This is a genomic window from bacterium, assembly GCA_026129405.1.
Lineage (GTDB): Bacteria > Desulfobacterota > Binatia > DP-6 > DP-6 > JAHCID01.
In genome coordinates, this window is sequence record JAHCID010000005.1 from 169,048 (window position 1) to 191,089 (window position 22,042).

At 73.6% G+C, this 22,042-nt stretch carries 21 protein-coding genes, 2 tRNA genes and 1 other RNA gene; 17 read left to right on the plus strand and 7 right to left on the minus strand.

What is annotated here, in order from left to right; translation table 11 throughout:
• The first annotated feature begins 381 nt into the window (after window positions 1-381).
• Entirely contained in the window at window positions 382-1,719 is a 1,338-nt protein-coding gene (locus KIT14_18215; GenBank protein ID MCW5892457.1) for a PD40 domain-containing protein, read from the plus strand.
• A 3-nt stretch (window positions 1,720-1,722) separates the two neighbouring features.
• Here KIT14_18215 and KIT14_18220 read toward each other — a convergent pair whose 3' ends face one another.
• Window positions 1,723-2,004, minus strand: a complete 282-nt coding sequence (locus KIT14_18220) for a hypothetical protein (GenBank protein ID MCW5892458.1) — start codon at window positions 2,002-2,004, stop codon at window positions 1,723-1,725.
• Between the two features lie 135 nt (window positions 2,005-2,139).
• Here KIT14_18220 and KIT14_18225 point away from each other — a divergent pair, with 135 nt between their 5' ends.
• Window positions 2,140-3,222: a membrane dipeptidase gene (locus tag KIT14_18225; protein MCW5892459.1), complete on the plus strand. Its 1,083-nt coding sequence runs from the start codon at window positions 2,140-2,142 to the stop codon at window positions 3,220-3,222.
• A 6-nt stretch (window positions 3,223-3,228) separates the two neighbouring features.
• On the opposite strand, the gene KIT14_18230 is transcribed toward KIT14_18225, so the two are convergent.
• Both KIT14_18230 and tkt read right to left on the minus strand, forming a co-directional pair.
• Entirely contained in the window at window positions 3,229-6,048 is a 2,820-nt protein-coding gene (locus KIT14_18230; GenBank protein MCW5892460.1) for a hypothetical protein, read from the minus strand.
• A gap of 16 nt (window positions 6,049-6,064) precedes the next feature.
• Window positions 6,065-8,113 (minus strand): transketolase, encoded by a 2,049-nt coding sequence (gene tkt, locus KIT14_18235; protein MCW5892461.1) that lies wholly within the window; start codon window positions 8,111-8,113, stop codon window positions 6,065-6,067.
• Window positions 8,114-8,278: 165 nt separating this feature from the next.
• Here tkt and KIT14_18240 point away from each other — a divergent pair, with 165 nt between their 5' ends.
• A complete protein-coding gene (locus tag KIT14_18240; GenBank protein MCW5892462.1) occupies window positions 8,279-8,773 on the plus strand; it encodes a PH domain-containing protein in 495 nt (164 codons plus the stop codon).
• Window positions 8,774-8,783: 10 nt separating this feature from the next.
• Here KIT14_18240 and KIT14_18245 read toward each other — a convergent pair whose 3' ends face one another.
• The 4 genes from KIT14_18245 to KIT14_18260 all read right to left on the minus strand — a co-directional run bounded on the left by KIT14_18245 (window position 8,784) and on the right by KIT14_18260 (window position 11,557).
• Window positions 8,784-9,122 carry a DUF779 domain-containing protein gene (locus KIT14_18245; protein ID MCW5892463.1) on the minus strand — a complete coding sequence of 113 codons (339 nt, stop codon included), beginning with the start codon at window positions 9,120-9,122 and terminating at the stop codon, window positions 8,784-8,786.
• 32 nt (window positions 9,123-9,154) lie between these two features.
• Window positions 9,155-9,334 carry a hypothetical protein gene (locus KIT14_18250; GenBank protein MCW5892464.1) on the minus strand — a complete coding sequence of 60 codons (180 nt, stop codon included), beginning with the start codon at window positions 9,332-9,334 and terminating at the stop codon, window positions 9,155-9,157.
• A 208-nt stretch (window positions 9,335-9,542) separates the two neighbouring features.
• Window positions 9,543-10,109, minus strand: a complete 567-nt coding sequence (locus tag KIT14_18255; GenBank protein ID MCW5892465.1) for an N-acetylmuramoyl-L-alanine amidase — start codon at window positions 10,107-10,109, stop codon at window positions 9,543-9,545.
• Window positions 10,100-11,557 carry an AMIN domain-containing protein gene (locus tag KIT14_18260; protein MCW5892466.1) on the minus strand — a complete coding sequence of 486 codons (1,458 nt, stop codon included), beginning with the start codon at window positions 11,555-11,557 and terminating at the stop codon, window positions 10,100-10,102. The genes KIT14_18255 and KIT14_18260 overlap by 10 nt, the downstream gene beginning before the upstream one ends.
• Window positions 11,558-11,696: 139 nt before the next feature.
• On the opposite strand from KIT14_18260, the gene KIT14_18265 reads away from it, so the two are divergent.
• From KIT14_18265 to KIT14_18330, 14 genes are all read left to right on the plus strand, one after another.
• Window positions 11,697-11,942 (plus strand): hypothetical protein, encoded by a 246-nt coding sequence (locus KIT14_18265; GenBank protein ID MCW5892467.1) that lies wholly within the window; start codon window positions 11,697-11,699, stop codon window positions 11,940-11,942.
• Window positions 11,943-12,024: 82 nt separating this feature from the next.
• Window positions 12,025-12,456: a tRNA adenosine(34) deaminase TadA gene (gene tadA, locus KIT14_18270; GenBank protein MCW5892468.1), complete on the plus strand. Its 432-nt coding sequence runs from the start codon at window positions 12,025-12,027 to the stop codon at window positions 12,454-12,456.
• Window positions 12,453-13,736 (plus strand): hypothetical protein, encoded by a 1,284-nt coding sequence (locus KIT14_18275; protein MCW5892469.1) that lies wholly within the window; start codon window positions 12,453-12,455, stop codon window positions 13,734-13,736. Before tadA ends, KIT14_18275 begins: the two co-directional genes overlap by 4 nt.
• Before the next feature lie 32 nt (window positions 13,737-13,768).
• A tRNA-Ser gene (locus tag KIT14_18280) sits at window positions 13,769-13,856 on the plus strand.
• A 49-nt stretch (window positions 13,857-13,905) separates the two neighbouring features.
• A tRNA-Ser gene (locus tag KIT14_18285) sits at window positions 13,906-13,992 on the plus strand.
• A gap of 50 nt (window positions 13,993-14,042) precedes the next feature.
• Window positions 14,043-14,141: signal recognition particle sRNA small type (ffs, locus tag KIT14_18290), an RNA gene on the plus strand.
• A 49-nt stretch (window positions 14,142-14,190) separates the two neighbouring features.
• The gene (gene dnaX / locus KIT14_18295; protein ID MCW5892470.1) at window positions 14,191-15,549 is read left to right on the plus strand and encodes a DNA polymerase III subunit gamma/tau; all 1,359 of its coding nucleotides are present in this window, start codon (window positions 14,191-14,193) and stop codon (window positions 15,547-15,549) included.
• The gene (locus tag KIT14_18300) at window positions 15,519-15,857 is read left to right on the plus strand and encodes a hypothetical protein (GenBank protein ID MCW5892471.1); all 339 of its coding nucleotides are present in this window, start codon (window positions 15,519-15,521) and stop codon (window positions 15,855-15,857) included. Before dnaX ends, KIT14_18300 begins: the two co-directional genes overlap by 31 nt.
• A gap of 13 nt (window positions 15,858-15,870) precedes the next feature.
• Window positions 15,871-16,203, plus strand: a complete 333-nt coding sequence (locus KIT14_18305; GenBank protein MCW5892472.1) for a YbaB/EbfC family nucleoid-associated protein — start codon at window positions 15,871-15,873, stop codon at window positions 16,201-16,203.
• Between the two features lie 19 nt (window positions 16,204-16,222).
• On the plus strand, window positions 16,223-16,801 hold the full coding sequence (gene recR, locus KIT14_18310; GenBank protein ID MCW5892473.1) for a recombination mediator RecR: 579 nt from the start codon (window positions 16,223-16,225) through the stop codon (window positions 16,799-16,801).
• Between the two features lie 828 nt (window positions 16,802-17,629).
• Window positions 17,630-18,082, plus strand: coding sequence for a chemotaxis protein CheX (locus tag KIT14_18315; protein MCW5892474.1), 453 nt, complete (start codon window positions 17,630-17,632; stop codon window positions 18,080-18,082).
• Window positions 18,083-18,101: 19 nt separating this feature from the next.
• Window positions 18,102-18,869: a response regulator gene (locus KIT14_18320; GenBank protein ID MCW5892475.1), complete on the plus strand. Its 768-nt coding sequence runs from the start codon at window positions 18,102-18,104 to the stop codon at window positions 18,867-18,869.
• A 20-nt stretch (window positions 18,870-18,889) separates the two neighbouring features.
• Complete coding sequence (locus KIT14_18325) at window positions 18,890-19,762, plus strand: HDOD domain-containing protein (GenBank protein ID MCW5892476.1); 873 nt, start codon at window positions 18,890-18,892, stop codon at window positions 19,760-19,762.
• Window positions 19,763-19,800: 38 nt separating this feature from the next.
• Complete coding sequence (locus tag KIT14_18330) at window positions 19,801-22,038, plus strand: chemotaxis protein CheA (protein ID MCW5892477.1); 2,238 nt, start codon at window positions 19,801-19,803, stop codon at window positions 22,036-22,038.
• The last annotated feature ends 4 nt before the right edge of the window (window positions 22,039-22,042 follow it).

Here is a 22,042-nt window from a genome sequence, read left to right on the forward strand (position 1 = left end):
GGGGTGCGGCGCGCGATGGTCCGCGCAGCGCGAGGGGTCGGCGCACGCCGCCGCGATGGTCGGATCGTCGTGTCGGGCGGCAAGCGGCAGGTCGCGTGCCGGCGTCGTCCCGTCGAGCGCGGTCGTCTCCGCCGAGCTCTCGGCGTCGTCGTCGCGCGGCGGCGGACGGATCGCGCCGCCGACGCTGTCCGGCCCCGGGAGATCCCGACGGACGTTCGCGCCGCGCGCCCGCTGCGGCGGGCGCCGTGCCCTGCGCGCAGCATCGCCGACGCAGCCGCGACGCCCACGCCGCCGGTCGGGCAATCGTGTACGCGGTGCGCGCGCGCGCGGCCCGAAAACGCACGCCGGCGCGCTGGAACGCACGTTGCTCGACGCAGCCCCATGCGCATGCAGTGGCTGGCGACGGCGATGGTGGTGGGGCTCGGGGTGCTCGTGGCGGCGGGGACCGTGGATGCGAAGCCGGGACGGGAGCCGCACAAGAAGCACAAGCCGCGCGAGCCGCGTGCGCCGAAGCCGCCGAAGGAGCCGAAGCAGCCGCGCACGCCGACGAAGCCGTCGCCGGACGACGGCCGGCACGGCGCGTCCCCCGCCAACGTCCACTTCGTCCCGGCGGGGACGGTCGCGATCCCCGGGCGCGGCCTCACGGTGTCGTGGTCTCCCGACGGCGGCGCGCTCGCGGTCGGCGGCCGCTTTCGCGACAAGGCCACGCGGCTGCGCTACGACACGCGCATCGTCGACGTGGCCTCGAAGTCGCTCGTGAAGAGCTTCGCCTGCCACTACTTCTGGGTCGTCGCGACGGACTGGACGGACAACCCGTTCCTGGGCGAGGTGATCGCCGACGGCGGCGGCGATCATGCGGTGAAGCTCTGGGACGCCGCGGGCCAGGGCAGCTCCGAGTGCAAGCCGGGGCAGATGCCGGTCGCCGACGGCGGCATCCGGCAGATGGGCCAGATCAACGGCTGGATCACGTCGCTGGCGTTCTCGCCCGACGGGCGCTGGCTCGCCGGCACGGGCAAGGACCGCACCGTGCGCGTGTGGCAGATCGCACCGGGAAAGCACCAGTGGAAGGTCGTCCTCCTGTGGACCGACAAGAACGCCGGCAGCTTCCTGTCGGTGCGCTGGGCGCCCGACGGCCGCGCGCTGGTCACCGGCGATCGCAAGGGACGCGTCGCGGTGTGGGACGTCGACCTCGACGGCGACCGCTGGGACGACGCCACCATCGCGTCGTTCGCGGCGTCGTCGTGGGCGTCGCATGCGTCGTGGTTCTCGAAGAACAAGAGCGCCGTCGCGCGCACGCCGCGCTGGCTCGAGGGCGGCCACGGCGCCGTGTGGAACGTGCGCTGGCAGCCCGGAGGCGATCGCGTCGCCGCGGTCGGCACCGACGGCACGCTCTCGGTGCTCGCGGCGGCGAGCGGCGCGGTCGTATGGCGCTCGGGGCCGCCGCGGGCGTCCGCCCTCCACGGCCTCGACTGGTCGCCGGACGGCAACCTCCTCGCCGCCGCCGGCGCCGACCGTCGCATCTACCTCTACGCCGCCGAGGACGGCGCACCGTACGACGTGCTGACGGGCCACGCCGATCTCGTCACCACGGTCGCGTTCTCGCCCGACGGCGCGACGCTGGCGTCGAGCGCCGGCGGCCCGCTGCTGTCGATGGCGCTGCTCGAGTCGACGACCGGACCCGACACGGCCGTACGGCTCTGGCGCCGCACGACCAAGTAGGGTTCAGCGTCGCGCGCCGGCGCGCACGCGGAGCGGGGCGATGCGCGCGGCCCGCCAGTGGCGCTTGTAGCAGGCGAAGCAGCGCTGGCGGGCCTGGAGCAGCTTGCGCGCGCCGCAATCGTCGCAGGGGCCGACACGCATCCGGGCGCGGTCCGCGCAGGCCGGACAGACGAGACGGCCCGTCTTGCGGTTGCGGTGCACCTTGTCCTTCCGCCTGCGGCAGACCGTGCAGCGCCCGCCCGGCGCCTGCCGGCGGCCGCTCCGTTCCTGAGCCCTGGCCCGCATCGGTCGCGATCCTCCCTCGGTGCTCCATACCGAATCACATGCCTAGGGACAACGGTTGCGATGGGGCTAGAAGGCTTGCCGACCCCCGCCCGGTTCCGTTGACTTCTGCGGCGGCACCTTCCAGAACCCCGGCGGATGATCGAGGCTGGGTTCGGCGAGGCGATCGACGCGTCGGCGTGGGCGCGGCGTCTCGGGGTATCGCGCGAGGCCGTCGAGCTGGTGCGCGCCGGCGACACGATCGATCTCCACCTCGACACCATGATTCCGCCGCGGCTGTGGGGCTACGATCCGCTGGTGCGGCACACCGGGGGGCCGTTCGGCCGCCACTTCTTCGGACACGCCGATCTGCCGCGCCTGCGCGACGGCGGCGTCGCCGGCGCGCTCTGGTCGCTCACGACCAACCCGTTCCGCTCCGCCGGCGCCCGGCTGCGCGCCTACCGCACGAACCGCGCGCGCCTGCGCGCACTCGCGGCGCGCAGCGGCGGCGCCCTCGTCGAGGCCGACACGCTCGCGGGGTATCGCGCGGCACGGGCACGGGGCGCGCACGTCTGCCTGCCGTCGATCCAGGGCGCGAACGCCGTCGAGGCGGCGCCCGACGGCGTCGCCGAGCTGGCGCACGACGGCATCGTGCGCGTCACCCTCGTGCATCTGACGAACGCCGTCTACGGCGCGACGTCGAGCCCGCTCGGCGCCGCCCGCCGGGACAAGGGGCTCACGGCGGCGGGTCGCCGCCTGGTGGAGGAGCTCGACGCCCACCGCATCTTCGTCGACCTGGCCCACATCCACGAGCGCGCCTTCTTCGACGCGGTCTCGGTGCACGACCGCAGCCGGCCGTTGCTGGTCACGCACACCGGCGTGACCGGCGTGCGCCCGCACTGGCGCAATCTCACCGACGCCCAGCTGCGTGCGATCGCCGACAGCGGTGGAACGATCGGCATCATCTTCCAGGCAGGCTTCCTCGCCCGCCCGGGAGGACCCCGGGACGCCGGCATGATCGCCGAGCACGTGCTCCACGTGATGCGCGTCGTCGGCGACGACTTCGTCTCGCTCGGCAGCGACTACGACGGCGCCATCACGCCGCCGCCCGACCTGCCGGGGGTCGATCACTATCCACGCGTGGTGCAGCAGCTGCTCGACCGCGGCGTCGGGACGGAGCCGCTGCGCAAGCTGCTCGGCGGCAACTTCCTGCGCGTTCTCGGCGCGCTGCGGCCGGGCTGAGCCGGGTCAGCGGCGCCCGGCGCGCGTCCGGCCGATCGCCCCGTCCTTGTGGCCCGCGCCGTGCCCCCGTGCGGGTGGCTTCGGGGGGCGCCGCTGCAGGGCCGCGAGCACGGCCGTGAGCCCGGCGTCGACGTTGGGCCCGAGGTGGACGGCGACGACGGGGCGGCGCTCCGCGGCGAGCGACGCGCGGGTGCGCGTCGCCTCCGCGTCCTGGAGCGCGGCGAAGCCGTAGGGGCGGCCGGGGACGGGCACGTCCTGTGTCGGGTCGGCGGTGAGCTGGAGCACGATCGCCGACGCCGGGCCGCTGCCGTGCCAGGCCGCGGCGACCTCGGGCACGCGCGCACCGAAGGCGAGCGTCGTCGCCACCCCGAAGCGTTTGCGGATGACGCCGCGGACGTCTTCGAGCAGCTTCTCGCGCCGCGGCGTGGGCGCGACGAACGCGGCGAGCGCGACCCAGCGGCGCCCCCGCGCCGCCGCCAGCTGCGAGCCGAGACGGGAGGCGAAGTCGGGCTGCGCCGGCGCGAGCGCGGGGGGCAGCGCGACGACCGGCGCGGCGTCGACGGTGACCGCCGGCGTGCGCGGCGTCGTGAACGGATCGGCCTGGAGCAGATGCGCGGCGACGGCCGTCGCCACCTGCCAGCGCACGATCTCGCCGGCGAGGTCGTAGCCGTCGAGGAGACGAAAGCCGATCACGGGGTGACCGGCGCGAGCGAGCGTCGCGGCGGTGCGGTCCGGGTGCGCGCCGAGGCGCAGCTGCACGAAGGCGCGGTCCTTGCCGTACACCGCGGGCGGACCCGCGGGCTCGCGCACGACGGCGACGAGGCCGGGGCTGCGGCGGGGCGCGAGACCGCCGACGAGGTGGGCGAGCCATTCCGCGAAGCCGGCGAGCTTGTCGGGTGCGAGCAGCGTCAGCTTGTCGCGCCCGGCGCGTGCGAGCGCGGCCAGCGTCGCGCCGAGGTGGGCACCCGGATTCTGCGCGGCCGGCGCGTCGACGCCGCATGCCGCCGCCATGCGGTGCGCGCGCTCGCGCAGCTTCGCGAGGTCGTGGCCCATGAGCGCGGCGGGCACCAGCCCGATCGCCGACAAGGTCGCCCAGGCGCCGGAGACGCCGGGTGCGGTGGCGAACACCTCGCGGAAGCCGCGCTCGCGAGCGAGCGTCGCGAGAGCGCTGCCGGCCGGCGCGAGGGCGACGAAATGGCGGCCGGCGCGCTCGCCGGCGGCGGCGGCGATGCGCTCCCACCAGAAGCGGAAGACGGCGTCGAGCGGGGCGGCGTCGCCCGACGGCGCGGCCAGCACCACCAGCGTGCGTGCCGGGACGGCCCGCTTCGCCGTGGCGGTGAGTGCCGCCGGATCGGCCGGGTTGCAGACCGACACGTCGAGAAACCCGCGGGCGACGCCGAGGCTGCGCCGCAGCAGCTCGGGCGCGAGCGTGGCGCCGCCGCCGCCGCACACGACCGCGTGGTCCAGGCCGTCGCGCCGCACGGCGTCGGCGAAGGTGCGCAGCGTCTCCGTGTCGGGCGCCGGATCGCCCGGCGCGAGCCAGGCGAGGCGATCGGCGCCGTCCGCGGCGGGTGTCGGCCAGAGGGTGTCGTCGTGACGCCACAGCCGCTCGAGCACCGGCTCGGTCTCGAGCCTGCGCAGCGCGGTGGCGAGCGCTCGCTCGGCCGGGCCGGGCAGGGTCTCGGTGCGCGCCATCGCCCGCAGCGCCTCGCGCCGATGCGTGGCGGTGGCGAGCGTTGCGCGCTGCGTGTCCGCGGCGGCGGCGAGCTGCTCGTGCTCGAGCCGCGCGGCCACGGCGTCGAGGTCGATGCCCGCCTGCGCCAGCTGCTCGAGGACGGCGCGCGCCCGCTCGAGCGCCAGCCCGAGGCGGTCCTCCGGATGGCCATGCGTGCGGTAGGCCGCGAGCGTGCGTGGCGACACGGCGGCGACGACGCCGGCACCGACCAGGGCCTCGAGGTAGTAGACCTCGGGTGCGGCCGGCGGCACGGGCGCCGTATCGGTCCACAGCGCTCGCTGCGGATGGGCCGCCTCGCGAGTCAGCAGGGCGAAGCGATCGGGGCCGAATTGCTCCCCGAACGCCGCATGGGCGAGCTTCGCCTGGGCGATGGCCGCTTTGCCCTTCAGCCGCTCGAGCTGCGCGCGCATCTCGCTCTGCGCTGCGGCGGCGATGCGCTCGTCGAGCAGGCGATCGACGGCGGCATCGAGGGGATGGAGCGGAAAGCTCGCCACCGAGGCCAGCCGGTCGACCCGCATGCCCGCTTCGAGCCGGCGCGTCAGCCCGCCGAAGTAGGCCGCGATCACGGCGTCGGCGCGGGCGCGCGAGAAGACGAGCCCGGCGTGGACGTTGATGCCGGAGGCGACGGCCTCTTCGATTGCGATCAGCCCCGCGGCCGTGGCCGGGATCTGCAGCATCAGGTTCGGGCGGTTGACGGCACGCCAGAGCCGCTTCGCCTCGCGCACGGTCGCCGCCGCGTCGTGCGCGAGCCCCGGCGCGAGCCGTAGCGTCACGTAGCCGTCGGCGCGCTTCGTCTCGCGATGGACCGGCAGGAGGACGTCGGCGGCCGCCTGTACGTCTTCGACCAGGAGGGCGTCGACGATCGCCTCCGCGGTCCGGCCCGCGGCGACGAGGGCGGCGAGTGCATCGTCGTAGTCGCGTCCGTGCGCGAGCGCCTGCGCGAAGCAGGCGGGGTTCGCGGCGAGGCCGGTCACCTCGCCGTCCCGGACCAGGCGGGCCAGCTCCCCGGAGCGCAGCAGGCTGCGCGGGACGTCGTCGAGCCAGAGGCTCTGCCCCAGCTGCCGGAGTACGGTGAGCGGGGTCGACGTCATCGGGGCCCTCCCGGAGTCAGCGCAGCAGGCGTTCGGCGCGCTCCACGACGTGGTCGGCGGTGAAGCCGAGCTCGGCCTGGACCCGGGGCCCCGGCGCGGAGGCGCCGAAGCGATCGAGCGTCAGGCAGTCTCCCTCGAGGCCGACCCAGCGATGCCAGCCGAGCGTCACGCCCGACTCGACGGCCAGGCGGGCCCGCACCGACGACGGCAGGACCGACTCGCGGTACGCGGCCGGCTGCTCCTCGAAGAGCTCCCAGCACGGCATCGACACGAGCCGCACGCGCACGCCACGCTGGGCGAGCGTCCGGGCGGCCGCAACCGTGAGACCCACCTCGGAGCCGGAAGCGAGCAGCAGGAGCTGCGGATCGGCGACGTCCGGGTTCAGCACATAGGCGCCGCGCGCGACGCCCTCGGCGGGCGCGAAGCGCGCCCGGTCGAGCGTCGGCACGTTCTGCCGCGTCAGCGCGAGCACCGAGGGTCGGTGGCGGTTCTCGATCGCCAGGCGCCATGCCCAGGCCGTCTCGTTGGCGTCGCCCGGGCGGAAGAAGAGCAGATCGGGGATGGCGCGCAGCGCGGCATAGTGCTCGACCGGCTGGTGCGTGGGCCCGTCCTCGCCGACGCCGATCGAGTCGTGCGTGAAGACCCACACCGTGCCGAGCTTGGCGATGGAGGAGACGCGGATCGCGCCGCGCATGTAGTCCGAGAAGACGAGGAACGTGGAGCCGTACGGCACGAAGCCGCCGTGGTAGGCGAGCCCGTTCACCGCCGCCCCCATGCCGTGCTCGCGGACGCCGAAGTAGAGGTTGCGCCCGGCGTAGCCCCAGTCGGGCCCGATGCGGCCCTGCACGCCGTCGGTGGACAGCGTCGGCGGCTGGAAGTCGCCCGCGCCCTTGATCCAGGTGAGCGTCGACGGGTTGAGATCGGCGCTGCCGCCGACCAGCTCCGGGATCGCCTTGCCGAGCGCCTGGATGACGGTCTCCGACGCCTTGCGCGTGGCCTCGCCCTTCTCGTCGGCGGGGAAGACCGGAAGACTCTCGATCCAGCCCGCGGGCAGCGTGCCGGCGATGCGGCGCTCGAGCTCCGCGGCGAGCTCGGGATGCGCGGCGCGATACGCCGTCAGCCGCTCGTTCCATTCGCGCTCGTGCAACGCGCCCTTGGCGACGGCGGTGCGAAAGTGCGCCTCGACCTCGGTCGGCACCAGGAAGCTCGGCTCGAGCGGCCAGCCGAGATTCTCCTTGGCGGCGCGGAGCTCGTCGGGACCGAGCGGTGAGCCGTGCGCCTCGTAGGTGTTCTGCTTGTGGGGCGCCCCGAAGCCGATGATGGAGCGCACCCGGACGAGCGACGGGCGTCCCGTCTCGGCGGCCGCGGCCGTGCAGGCCGCGTCGATCGCGGCGAGGTCGTTGCCGTCCTCGACCAGCTGCACGTGCCAGCCGTACCCCTCGAAGCGGCGCGAGACGTCCTCGCCGAACGTGAGCGAGGTCGTGCCGGCGAGCGAGATGCGGTTGTCGTCGTAGAGGACGTTGAGCTTGCCGAGCGCGAGATGGCCCGCGAGCGAGCAGGCCTCGCTGGCGACGCCTTCCATGAGATCGCCGTCACTGGCGATCACCCAGGTGCGATGGTCGACGATCGCATGGCCCGGACGGTTGAAGCGCGCGGCGAGGTGGGCTTCGGCCATCGCCAGGCCGACGGCGTTCGAGATGCCCTGGCCGAGCGGCCCGGTGGTCGCTTCGACGCCGGCTGTGAGATGGCTCTCCGGGTGGCCCGGCGTCAGGCTGCCCCACTGCCGGAACTCCTTCAGGTCGTCGAGGCTCAGCTCGTAGCCCGTCAGGTGGAGGAGGGCGTAGAGCAGCATCGAGCCGTGACCGGCCGAGAGCACGAAGCGATCGCGATCGAACCATCTCGGGCTCTGCGGCGCGTGCACCAGGTGCCGCGTCCACAGAACGTAGGCCGCGGGTGCGGCGCCCATCGGCAACCCCGGGTGTCCCGAGTTCGCCTTCTGTACCGCATCGGCGGCGAGGAAGCGGATCGTATCGACCGCGCGACGCTCCAGCTCAGCTTGCCCCATCGGGCTCCCCATGACCCACCCCGAGCTCCGTGATGGTGCCCTGCGACAGGCAGGCTCCTCTCTCGGCTTGTATGGTGGCTTCCGGCCCTAGGGCAAGTCGGGACGAGGCGCGTGGCGTCGGCTTGCCGGACGGGGAGCGTTGCGGCATACGGCTCGCTCCCAGCCATGCCCTTCGTCGAGCGGCTGCTCGCGCCGGACGAGCGAGTCGTGTTCCGTACCGGGCTGCATCCCGGGGTTCTCCTCGGCGGCGCCGGGTCGTTCGCGCTCTTCGTGACCGTCGTCGCCACGCTGATCATCATCAACAACGACAAGCCGCTCGCCTTCGCTCTCAAGGTGATGGCGTGGGCGATCGTCGCCATGGCGGCGGGCGCCGTTCTGCCGCTGTGCCGGCTACTTCGGACCGAGCTCGCGGTGACGTCGCGACGGCTGCTCGTCCGCAGCGGCGCGCTGCGCTCGCGGCTCCTCGCGGTGCCGCTGGACCGCCCGAACGTCGTCGATCTCCAGCACGGATGGGCCGGCGAGCGCGTGCCGTGGGCGACGGTGATCGCGGTGACCCCGCAGGGCGAGGTCCATGCGTTCGGACACGTGGCGCAGGCCGCCGAGCTGGTGCGTGCGGCGCGCGCACAGGCGCGCGGCGCCTCGGGCGGACGCCGCAGCTAGGCCGCGAACCTCAGCAGGGGTCGTTCGGCTGCGGTGCGGAGAGCTCGCGCAGGACGAAGCGTCCGCCGTGCGCGATCTCCAGCGAGAAGGTGTCGCTGCGGACGTCCTCGAGGGCGTCGAGGACGAAGCGATCGCGCCGGAGATACTCGGCGTGATCGGGATGGGCGAAGACGGGGACGCCATCGGCCGTCCCCAAGGCGACGTCGAAGCCCTCGAGGACGGCCGAACGCCGGCACAGCACGGGATTCGTCCCGCCGCAGCACCCACCGCTGATCAGGAAGGCCAGCGTCCCCTGATCCTCGTCCGCGGCGCGGACACGATCGAGCAGGCGACGCGCCCGGGGGGTCATGCCCGCGCAGGCCGCCGAAGCCACGGACTCGCTCAGGCTCGAGCCGCCGTCTTCTTCCGGGACGTGTCGCGCGAAAGCTTCTCTTCGAGCGCGCGCACGACGAACTCCATGACGGAGATGTCGGACTTGACGCAGTGGAGCTTCAGCTCGCGGTGAAGCTGCTTCGGGATGCGTGTCGCAAGCTGCACCCAGACCTCGTTGTCGCTTGCCATAATGCTCCTTTCCTCTGGCGCGCCGAGTTTTCGGTGTTATGTTTCTAACGTTGAAGACTCGGGTGTGCAATGCCTTTCCGTGGCCACGAGCGGATAATTCGCCGGCGAAGCCATGCGAAAGCGACTCGCGGCCGATGCAATCCTGGCTGCGGCACGCCGGCTCGCCGCGTCATGGCAGGCGACCTGTCTATCTTGCGCGTGACGATGCTCAGGCATCCGCGGAGAGCATCCGCGCCAGCGCGAGCACGAGCGCGTCGGTCAGGCGATCGATGTAGCCGGGGTCGCGCAGGCGTGCGGCATCGTCCGCGTGCGTCAGGTAGCCGAGCTCGAGCAGCACGGCGGGCGCGGGGTTGCGACGCAGCACCGCGAAGCGCCCGCGACGCGGGGCGCCGCGCACCGGCCCGATCTGAGCGCGCAGCGTTTGGGTGACGAGGCGCGCCAGGCGACGGGCGCGCGGGCTGTCGCCGTCGCTGTCCGAGGCCTGGAGGAGATCGCCGCCGTAGAACACCTCGAAGCCCGAGGGGCGGGGGTCGGAGCTGGCGTTCGCATGCAGCGACACGAACAGCGTCGGCGGACCGCCGGGTGAGGGCAGGCGCTCGTGCAGCGGCACGAAGGAGTCGTCCCACCGCGTCAGGACCGCGGTCACCGGCAGGCGTCGCGCCAGCTTCTCCGCCAGCCGCTGCGCGATGACGAGGACGACGTCCTTCTCCCGCACCCCGCCGGCCCCGGCGGCGCCCGGATCGCGGCCGCCGTGGCCCGCGTCGATCACCACCATCGCGCGCGCGGTGCGCGGCAGGGCTGCGCCGGCCAGCGCGCTCGGCGGCGCCGCGACCACGGGAGACGGCGGCGCTGCGGCTGTGGGCGCGAGTGGAGCGTCGGGCGCCGGCGCCGTCGCGGGGTTCGCGATGGACCGCGGTGGGCGGCGGGGGCGCCAGCGCGACCGACCGCGGGCGGCGCCGCGTCGCTCGGCGGGTGCTCGCCCACGGCGCGCTCGCGTGGCCGCGGCGGCGTGCGCGATCGGCGGCGCGCGTGAAGCGCGGCCAGGTTGCTGCCGGGACGACGGCGGCGAGCAGCGCGCGTCCGCCGTCGTCGCCGCACGCCGTCAGTTGGTGCCGCGATGGCGCTCTGCGGCGCCGCCGAGGCGCCGGCTCCGGCGACACGGCGGCGGGTAGGCGGGCGATCGCTGACGGCCCGGTCCGAGACCGCGGTCGTCGTCGCGGCGACCGCGAGCGCACGTGGCCCGTTCGGCGTCGCCGCGTCGCTGCGCGTCCCGTCGCCGCGCGTGACGGTGCGTGCGATCGCGACGGCTGCCGCCGCCGTCGCGGCCGTCGTGGTGGCGGCGGACCAGAGTGGCGCCGGCGTGACCGGGGTCGCAGTGGCGAGCTGGGCAGGCGGTGGCTGCGCCGGCGTGGCCGGGGTCGCGGTGGCGACGCCCGCGCGGACCGGTGGTGGCGTGGTCGGCGTGCGGGTCGGGTGGCGCGCCGTGGGTGGCGGCGTGGTGGCGGTCTGCGTCGACAGACTCGCGATGCGCTCGCCGGCTCGCGACGGCGTCCGCGTCTGCGCCACCGGCGGTCCGGCTTCCTGCCGCGCAGGCGGTGGCGCCGGGGCGGCGGCGATCGGGTCCACCGGCGCCGACGCGGGCCGCGGCTCGCGGACGGAGGGCGCCGTCTCGGGTTCCGCGACGACGGAGGGAACGGCCGCGCTCGCCGCCGCGGAGGCGAGCGCCGGCGGTCTCGGGGCATGAGCCTCGACGGGCGCCGGGCGACGCGTGTCCGGGGCGGGCTCGGCGGCGCGCGCCGCGGCCGGTGTGGCAACCGGTGCGGGCGCCGGCGGCACGCTCGTCACCGCCTCGATCGTGATCACGGCGCCACGCTGGCGCACGGTGAACGCCGTCGGCGCCGCGAGGTCGAGGACGACGCGCGCGATCTCCGGCGTGAACTGGCCGGTGCGCACGCGCAGCAACGGGCCCGTGGTCGCGGCCGGAACGAGGCGCGCCGTCGTGCGGCCGAGCGTCGCGCCCCCGAAGTCGACGACGATGCGCTCGGGCGCGCTGCCCTCGGCGGGCAGTGCCGTCGCCGTCGGCGTCACCGGGGCGGAGAAGCGCAGGCGCACGGCGGAGCCGGCGTTCAGCACCTCGACGCGCTCGAGGACGGCGGCCGCGGCGAGGATCGGGGCGGACGCGAGCGCCAGCACCGGCCCCACGACCAGCCACCGCCACCCCATGTATCGGGTCTATGTAAGAGTCCTGCGACTGTCCAGCGAGCCTCACGTAACCTTCCCTGCCCGTGCCGGGTTTGGTATGGCGGCCTCGATCCCAACGGGGCCAGCCGCGCGCCGCGAAGCGCGCAAGGAGGCGTTACGCATGAGGTTCGGTATCGTGATGCTCGGGGGGGCCTTGCTGCTCGCCACGGCGTCGGCGCAGGCTGCCGACGTGAACTGCAAGCAGGTGATGAAGTACCTGCAGACGGGGCGGTCGGCGCAGGACGTCGCCGAGACGATGGTCATCAGCGAAGCAGACGTGAAGAACTGCCAGGAGCAGGCCGCCGAGGCGGCCGGTGCGGCTGGCGGCGAGAAGAAGGACGCCGAGGGAGCCCACGAGGGCCACTGAGGCGCAGCCGTCGAGCGGGTCGGCCTCCGACGTCGTGGCAGCGAACGACGCATGCCGCGCGTCCGAGGCCGACCGTCGATGGATGGCCGTCGCGCTCGCCGAGGCCCGCGCGGCGGGCGAGCGCGGCGAGGTTCCGATCGGTGCGGTGCTGGTGCGCGCCGACGTCGAGATCGCACGTGCCGGCAACGCCAGCGTCGCGCAGCACGACCCGACGGCGCACGCCGAGGTGCTGGCGCTGCGCACCGGCGGCGCCGCCGAGCGCAACTATCGCCTGCCCGGCACGACGCTGTACGCCACCGTCGAGCCGTGTGCGATGTGCATCGGCGCCGCTCTGCACGCGCGCGTCACGCGGCTCGTGTATGGCTGTGCCGATCCCAAGGCCGGGGCCGCCGGCACGCTGTTCGACCTGGCAGTCGACCCGCGGCTGAACCATCGCATCGCGGTGTGCGCCGGCGTGGAGGCCGAGGCGGCGCGAGCGCTTCTGCAGGCGTTCTTTCGCGCCCGGCGCGCGTGACGCCGGATCCCGCGCGGCTCGCGGCCCTGTGTGCGGGGCTGGGCGGCGAGGGCGCGGTGCACCTCGCCCTCGCGCCCGGCCGCGTCAACCTCATCGGCGAGCACACCGACTACAACGGGCTGCCGGTCCTGCCGATGGCCATCGGCGCCGACGTCTGGGTCGCGGGCCGTCGTGCAGGCGACCGCACCGTCACGCTCGAGAACGTCGCCCCACGCTTCCCGCCGTGCCGGTTCCCGCTGTCGACGGCGGTCCCTCCGGCGCCGCCGGGCGATTGGAGCAACTACGTGCGTGCCGCGGTCCAGGCGGTGGCGGCGGAGGTCGTCGATCTGGGCGGTCTCGTGCTGCGTGTGGATGGGCGTGTGCCGGTCGCGGCCGGCGTATCGTCGTCGGCGGCGCTCGTCGTGGCCAGCGCGTGCGCAGCCCTGGCGGTGGCGGGCGTCGCCGTTCCGCCGCTCGTGCTCGCGGAGCGGCTGGCGCGCGCCGAGCAGTACGTGGGCACGCTCAGCGGCGGCATGGATCAGGCCGCCATCCTCCTCGGTGCGGCGGGGTGCGCACTGCGCCTCGACTTCCACCCGCTGCGCGCGCGGGCGGTGCCGTTGCCCTCCGACCTCGCGGTGATCGTCGCCGACACGTGCGAGCCGGCCGCCAAGGCCGGTGCGGTGCGCGGGCACTACAACCAGCGTGTCGTCGAGTGCCGCCTCGCGACCGCGGTGCTCGCGCGGCGCCTCGGCATGCCGCTGCCGCATCTCGGCGCGCTCGCCGATCGGCCGGCGGTCCTGCGCGAGCTCGACGTGCTGCTCCCCGCGACGGCGCGCCGCGCCGCGCTGCCCGCGCTCTGCGGCCGCACCGCCGCGAGCCTCGCGGCCCTCCTACCGCCCGCCGTCGTCCTCGCCGATCCGGAGACGTTCGTCCTGCGGGCGCGTGCCCGACACGCTCTCGCCGAGGCGGACCGGGTCGACGCCGCCGAAGCCGCGCTCCGCGCCGGCGACCTGCCGGCGCTCGGCGCGCTGGTCGACGCATCGCACGCGAGCTGCACCGGCGACCACGCCGTCGGCACGCCGACCCTGGATCGCCTCGTCGGCGTCCTCCGCGACGCCGGCGCTCTCGGTGCCCGCCTGATGGGAGCCGGATTCGGCGGCAGCGCGCTCGCCGTCGTGCGTCGCGCCGACGTGCCGGCCGTGCTGGACGGGCTCGACGCGCGCTTCTACGGACCGGGTCGCGGTGCCCTGCGCTTCGCCGCGACGCCCGCCGCCGGCGCACGGGCCGTTCGCGTCGACTGACGCGGAGGCCTGTGCTACGCAGGGCGACCCGTGGAGAGGTGCGTGAGCCCGGTTGAAACGGCACGACTCGAAATCGTGTATGCCTTTACGGCATCGGGGGTTCGAATCCCCCCCTCTCCGTTCCGTCCCCCTTGCCCGCGCGGGGAAGTTCTGCGACCGTGATCGATACGGAGAGGTGCCCGAGTGGTCGAAGGGGCACGCCTGGAACGCGTGTGTACCTTCACCGGTACCGTGGGTTCGAATCCCACCCTCTCCGCTCCATAGAGAAGCGAACCGTCACGGGGCCGTGGGGCGTCGGGCGGTGGTGGTCAGGTCCTGCGCGAGAGGGCGCCGCGAACCCCGCCAGGTCCGGAAGGAAGCAACGGTACCGGATGTCCCGCTGCGCCGCAGGGCAACCTGACCATCATCGCCGGGCGCCTCACCGCCCGGCCGACACGGTGTCGACGACGCGATCATGACCTACCAGGTACTCGCCCGGCGGCTGCGGCCGCAGCGCTTCGAGGACGTGATCGGGCAGGAGCACGTCACGCGCACGCTCCAGGCCGCGATCGGCGCCGGGCGCGTCGCGCACGCGTTCCTGTTCACCGGGCCGCGCGGCACCGGCAAGACGACCACCGCGCGCATCCTCGCCAAGGCCCTCAACTGCGAGCAGGGGCCGACGGCCGAGCCGTGCAACGTCTGCACCTCGTGCCGCGAGATCGCCGAGGGCATCGCCTTCGACGTCCTCGAGATCGACGGTGCGTCGCACACCCAGGTCGACAAGATGCGCGACCTGATGGAGACGGTCGCGCATCGGCCGATGGCCGGCCGCTTCAAGATCTACGTCATCGACGAGGTGCACATGCTCTCGTCGCATTCGTTCAACGCGCTCCTGAAGACGCTCGAGGAGCCGCCGCCGCACGTGAAGTTCATCTTCGCGACCACCGATCCGCACAAGGTGCTGGCGACGGTGGTGTCGCGCTGCCAGCGCTACGACCTGCGCCGCATCGGTCTCGCCGAGCTGACCGCGCACCTGAAGCGCACCGCGGAAGGCGAGGGGCTCGCGCTCTCCGACGCCGCGATCGCGCTGGTCGCGCGCGAGGCCGAGGGTAGCCTGCGCGACGCGCAGTCGCTGCTCGAGCAGGTGCTGACGGCGGCCGGCGGCGGCGCCGACGAGGCCCAGGTGCGCGCCGTGCTCGGCGCCGCCGATCGCGGGCTCGTGGTCGCCGTGGCCGACGCGATCCTCGCCGGCGACGCGGCCGCGTGCCTGCGCCACCTGGGGGCGCTCTACGATCACGGCTACGACGCCCAGCGCTTCTGCCGCGACCTCCTCGAGCACGTGCGCCACCTCGCGGTCGTCGCCGCGACGGGCGACCGCGCGCTGCTCGACGGCCTGCCCGAAGCCGAGGTCGACGCGCTCGTCGCGCAGGCCGGGCGCCGCGGCCCGGACGACCTCCAGCGCATCTTCGGGCTCCTCCTCGAAGCCGACGAGGCCCTCGCGCTGCCGACGCGCACCGTCGATCCGCAGCTCGTCCTCGAGATGCGGGTCCTGCGCGTCGCGACGCTGCCGACGCTGGTCCCGATCGACGACATCCTCGCGCGGCTCGATGCGCTCGCCGCCGGCGGCGGGGCACCGCCGCGCACCCCGGCGCCGGCGCCGGCGCGCACGACGCGCCCGCGCCGGCGCGATCAGCACCGCCTGCCGCATCGCCGCGGCCGGGGGCGAGCGCGCCGCCGCGCGCCGCCGCGCCGGGCGCCCCGGCGGCGGACGAGGACGCGTTGTGGGATCGCTTCCTCGCGCGCGTGCGCCAGGACAAGCTCTCGCTCTACATGACGCTCATGAGCGGCCGCCCGCTCGGCGTCGAGGGTGACGTGCTGCGCATCGGCATGGACAGCGAGGCGATGCGTCGCGAGCTCCAGGTGCGCGACACGCTCGCGCGGCTCGAAGTGGCGGCCGGCGACGCGGCGGGCCGGCCGTTGCGCGTGCAGATCGGGCCGATGCCGAGCGCGCACGCGGGCGACACCCCGCTGGCGCAGGCGCGACGGCGTGCGGAGGAGACGTTGGCCGATCCGCTGGTCAAGGCGGCGGTCGAGATCTTCGAAGGAGCGGAGGTGCGGGGCGTCCGCGACCGCCGCTCGTGAACGGAGCATCGTCATGGGCAAGGGATTCGATCTCGGCGGATTGCTGAAGCAGGCGCAGCAGCTCCAGGAGCGCATCGCCGGCGTGCAGGACGAGCTCGCCGAGCGCACGGCCGAAGGCCGCGCCGGCGGGGGACTGGTCACCGCGGTGGTGAACGGCAAGCTCGAGGTGCTCTCGGTGGCGCTCGATCCCTCGCTGCTCCAGCAGCCGGATCAGGAGATGCTCCAGGATCTCGTCGTCGCGGCCGTGAACGAGGGCATCCGCGCCGCGCAGCACCTGGTCGCCGACGAGATGCAGAAGGTGACCGGCGGGCTGCCGTTGCCGTTCAAGCTGCCCGGACTCGGCTGACGTGTCGCAGCCGCCCGCGATGAGCCGGCTCGTGCGCCAGCTCGCACGGCTGCCCGGCATCGGCGAGAAGACGGCCGGGCGGCTCGCCTTCCATATCCTCCGCGCCGACCGCGAGCTCGCCGAGGCGCTGGCCGAGGCGTTGCTGGCGCTGAAGGACCAGACGCGGCTGTGCTCGGTCTGCTTCGGGCTCACCGAGTCCGATCCGTGTCCGATCTGCCGCGACGGCCAGCGCACGCGCGACGTGCTGTGCGTGGTCGAGGAGCCGGGCGACGTGATGGCGATCGAGCGGGCGCGCGAGTTCCGCGGCCGCTACCACGTCCTCCACGGCACGCTCGCGCCGCTCGACGGCATCGGCCCGGACGAGCTCAAGATCCAGCCGCTCCTGGTGCGCCTCCAGGACGAGACCGTGCAGGAGGTCATCATCGCGACCAATCCCACCGCGGAGGGGGAGGCGACGGCGCTCTATCTCGCGAAGCTCCTGCGCCCGCTCGGCATGCGCATCACGCGCATCGCCCGGGGCCTTCCGGTCGGGTCCGACCTCGAGTACGCCGACGTCATGACCGTCGGGCGGGCGCTCGAGGGCCGGCGCGAGATGTGAGGCGCGTGCGACTGGACCGGCGGGGGGCTCTCTGTTAGGAAGCCTGCCGTCTGATCCCCGGTAGCTCAGTTGGTAGAGCAATCGGCTGTGAACGAATCGCAGCCTCACCGGGAAACTGGTGAGTGAACAGCGGGTGAATTCAGGGAAGCCTACGTGCGACAGCGAGCATATGGTGATCCTGAGCCAAGTCCTCCGAGGTAACGGGCGGAGGAAAGGTGCAGAGACTAGGGAGTGACGGAAGAATAATCTCCCCACGAGCGCCCGCCACCTACAGGCCGCACGGCCCACGGTGATGAGATAGTCCACCCCCGTCGGAAACGGCGGGACGCGGTGTAACCGATCGGTCGCTGGTTCGAGTCCGGCCCGGGGAGCGTCGGAGGGGCCGCCAGAGCAATCTGGCGGCCCTTTTCTTTCTCTGCCGGCGTTGCGGCGGTGTCGGCGCGGTACGGAAATGCCCCGCGCACCCTCTCGGGGCTTCGCCGTTCGGGCCGCCGTGTCAGGCGCCATGCGCAGCCGGGCCGGCGTCGGCGGTGCGGTCGCTTTCCGCCCATCGGCACGCAGCGCACGCGCCCACGACGGCTCCGCGGCGGCAGATGCTGCCGACCGCACGGCTCCCTATCTAGTCGTAGCTATGGCATGGCGCCGATAAATTGACGCCGTGTGTGTCTCCTCGCGCCGAAAGACTCGAGGCAGATCGGGAGCTTGCCGCGGGTCCCACGCCGGCACGGGGGTTGCTGAGCGCGGGTGCGAGCGCTCGGGCACCACGCATGGCGGCCCGGACGCACGCACGACGGCGCGGGCAGTCACCGCGCAGAGGACGACCCGAGCGTGAGTGAATTGCAGATCGTCGAGGATGCGGCGCGCGAGGTCTTCACCACCACCGCCGGGGCGGTGGTGACCGAGGCCCACCATCCGATCGTGCCCGACAAGCAGTTCAACGGCTTCGTGGCGACGATCTCGCTCGTGGGCAGTCGCGGCGGCACCCTCGTCGTCTACTGCCACCGGCCGATCGCCGTCGGCATGGCCCGCACCATGCTCGGCATGGAGGACGAGGAGCCGGACGAGGACACCGTGCGCGATGCGCTCGGCGAGCTCGTCAACCAGATCGGCGGCACCATCAAGCGCAAGCTCGGTGCCTCGGGCAGCGAGATCACGCTGTCGGTGCCCCTGGTGGTGGCAGGCGCCCCGCTGTCGCACTGCGTGAAGTCGAGCGCCGAGCCGATCTCGCTCGAGCTCATCATCGGAGAAGGGCGGATCGCCGTGTGCCTGTGGCCGGCGTGAGGCGAGGGACGAAGGGACGATGAAGAAGGTTCTGACGGTCGACGACAGCAAAGTGGTGCGCTCCATGGTCGCGCGGCACCTCCAGCCCTACGGCTGTGAGGTGATCGAGGCACAGAACGGACAGGAAGGGTACGAGACGGCGAAGGCGTCGCAGCCCGATCTGGTGCTGCTCGACGTCACCATGCCGGTGATGGACGGCAAGGCGTGCCTCGCCGCCATCCGCGGCGACGCCGCGACCAGGGCGCTGCCGGTCATCATGCTGACCGCGGAGAGCGGGCGCGAGCTCGTCGTCGAGATCGCGAAGCTCGGGGTCGCGGGCTACATCGTGAAGCCGTTCCAGAAGGACGGCTTCGAGCGCGAGGTGTCGAAGGTGCTCGGGCCGCCGTCCGCGGAAGCCGCGGTCGTCGCAGCGGCCGCGAGCACCGCGCAGAGCACGGACGATCTCGTGGCCGCGCTGCTCGCCGAGGACGACGGCTGCCAGGTCTTCGCCTTTCCCGATCCGCGCTCGAAGCTGTTCGGGAAGATGCTGCCGGTCGTGGCCAAGCAGCTGCGCTCCCTCGCCCAGGGCGGCGCCCAGCGTCTGATCGTCGACCTGGTGAACGTCACCGAGGTCAACGCCGACGTCGTGAAGAGCCTCGTCGGGCTCCTCGGCGAAGCCGAGGACGCGGGCCTGCGCACCGCGATCTGCGCGCCGAACGTCCAGGTCGTCGAGAGCCTCAAGCAGATCGCCGAGACGCAGAACAGCCTCTACGCCACGCGGGACGCCGCGCGCGCGGGATTGCAGTGACCGGACCGGAGGACATGTCCATGATCGAGGTAGCCACCGATTGCCCGTTGGACCGTGAGACGCTCCGCGAGTGTGTCCGGACCACGCTGACGCGCCTCTCGCGCACCGGCGAGCTGCCGACGCTGCCGGCGACCGCGAGCGCCGCGCTGGCGGTCGCGCGCGACCCCGACGCGGACGCCGAGGACCTCTGTCGCATCATCCGCACCGACGTCGGCCTGTCGGCGCGCATCCTGCGCGTCGGCAACTCGGCCGCGTACGCGCGCCGCACCCCGGCCAAGACGCTCGAGGAGGCGGTGATGACCGTCGGGCTGCGCAAGACGTGCGACCTGCTCGTCGCCGCCTCGGCCCGCCGACTCTTCGAGGGCGCGGCGCGCAACGCCGAGGTGCTCTGGCGCCACGCGCTCGCGACCGCGGTCGCGGCCGAAGAGCTGGCGCGCTTCACCCGGCGCGTCGACCCGGCGATGACCTTCCTGCCCGGCCTGTTCCACGACGTCGGCCGCATCGCCTTCCTCCTCTCCGACCCGGTCGCCTACGAGGTGATCATCGGCCTCGGGACGGCGGGCGAGGGCGAGACCTGCGACCTCGAGCGCGGCTGGTACGGCTTCGATCATGCCGAGGCCGGCGCGATCCTGGCCGAGGACTGGGGGCTCGCCCCGATCCAGTGCGACGGCATCCGCTGGCATCACCGCCCCGAGCAGGCCGACGCGGGGGGCCAGCTCGCTCGGCTGCTGAACGCCGCCGACGCGCTCGCCTATTCCATCGGCCACGGCACCGCGCCGCAGCCGCCGCGCGGCATCGGGCTCGTCGGGCTCGGCATCGCGCCGGAGGACGAAGCCTCCTGCGCCGTGCGCATCCGCGAGCAGTTCGCCCACCAGCACGAGATGCTCTCCTGAAGCAGCGACGAGGAGCGACGATGAGCGACCTCGAGGACATGGACGAAGTCGTCAAGGAGTTTCTGGTCGAGAGCCACGAGAACCTCGATCAGCTCGATCGCGACCTCGTCGCGCTCGAAAAGGATCCCGGCGCCCGGGAGACGCTCGCGAGCGTCTTTCGCACCATCCACACCATCAAGGGCACGTGCGGCTTCCTCGGCTTCGGTCGCCTCGAATCCGTGGCGCACGTGGGCGAGAACCTGCTGAGCAAGCTCCGCGACGGCGAGCTGCGGCTCGACGCCGAGATCACGACCGCGCTCCTCTCGATGGTCGACGCCGTGCGGCAGATGCTCGCGCACATCGAGGCCGACGGCACGGACGGCGACGCCGACTGGAGCGCGCTCATCGAGACGCTCGGCCGCTGCGCGCGCACGGCGGCGCCGGCGATCGCGGCGACCCCGGAGGGCGTGCAGTCGTCCGCTGCCGCCGCCGAGGTCGAGCGCGTGTGGTCCGAGATCCTGGCGTCGGTCGGCACCGGCACGGGAACGGACGCGATCGCGAGCCCCGAGTCGCCGCCGGCTCCTGCCGAGCCCGCCGCCGCCGCGAGCGACTCCGCCGCCGGCGGGCACGGCGTCTCCGACACCTCGATCCGCGTCGACGTCGGGTTGCTCGACAAGCTGATGAACCTGGTCGGCGAGCTGGTGCTCGCCCGCAACCAGATCCTCCAGTTCACGGCGACCCAAGCCGACACCGCGTTCCTCGCCACCTCGCAGCGCCTGAACCTCATCACGACCGAGCTGCAGGAAGGCGTGATGAAGACGCGCATGCAGCCGATCGGCAACATCTGGGGCAAGTTCCCCCGCGTCGTGCGCGATCTCGCCGTCGCCTGCGGCAAGGACGTACGCATCGAGATGGAGGGCCGGGAGACCGAGCTCGACAAGACCATCATCGAGGCGATCAAGGACCCGCTGACGCACATCGTGCGCAACGCCGTCGATCACGGCATCGAGGCGCCCGGCGAGCGCGTCGCCGCGGGCAAGCCGCAGACCGGGCGGCTGTTCCTGCGCGCCTTCCACGAGGGCGGCCAGGTCAACATCGAGATCAGCGACGACGGCAAGGGGCTCGACCACGATCGCGTGCGCGAGAAGGCGGTGCAGCGCGGGCTCGTCACCGCCGAGCAGGCGGCGCGCATGAGCGACCGCGAGGCGACGAACCTGATCTTCCTCCCCGGCTTCTCCACCGCCGCGAAGATCACGAACGTCTCGGGCCGCGGCGTCGGCATGGACGTCGTCAAGACGAACATCGAGAAGATCGGCGGCACCGTCGACGTCTCCAGCCGCTCCGGTCACGGCACGACGCTGCGGATCAAGATTCCGCTCACGCTGGCGATCATTCCCGCGCTGATCGTGACGAGCGGCGGCGAGCGCTACGCCATCCCGCAGGTGAGCCTGCTCGAGCTCGTCCGGCTCGAGGGCGAGCAGGCGCAGAAGGGCATCGAGTACATCCACGGGGCCCCGGTCCATCGTCTGCGCGGCCGCCTCCTGCCGCTCGTCCACCTCGGCCGCGAGCTCGGCGTCGCGAGCGACGCGACGGCCGACGACGAGGCGACGAACATCGTCGTCCTCCAGGCCGACGACCGCCAGTTCGGGTTGGTCGTCGACGCGATCAACGACACCGAGGAGATCGTCGTGAAGCCGCTCGGCAAGCAGCTGAAGGGCATCACGACGTTCGCCGGCGCGACCATCATGGGCGACGGCCGGGTGGCGCTGATCCTCGACGTGCTCGGCATCGCGCAGCGGGCCAACGTCGTCTCGGAGGTGCGTGATCGGGCGCTCGGCGAGAGCGAGCGGGCGAGCGAAGGGGACGCGGCCGGCGAGCGCGAGACCCTGCTGCTGCTCGGCATCGGCGACGACGGCCGCGTCGCGATCCCGCTCTCGCTGGTGGCCCGGCTCGAGGAGTTCGCGGCGACGCACGTCGAGCGCGCGGGCTGCGACGAGGTCGTCCAGTACCGCAACCAGATCATGCGCCTCGTGCGCGTCGCCGACGTGCTCGGGATGCCGGGCGCGGCGCAGGCGCCGGACGGCCCGCTCCAGGTGGTCGTGTACAGCGAGGAGGGACGCAGCGTCGGCCTCGTCGTCGACCGCATCCTCGACATCGTCGAGGAGACGATTAGCGTACGCCGGGCGACGAGCCGCCGCGGCCTGTGCGGCTCGGCGGTGGTGCAGCATCGCGTGACCGACGTGCTCGACGTACCGGGCATCGTGCGGGGGGCCGACCCGGTGTCGGCCTCGGCGTGAGGGA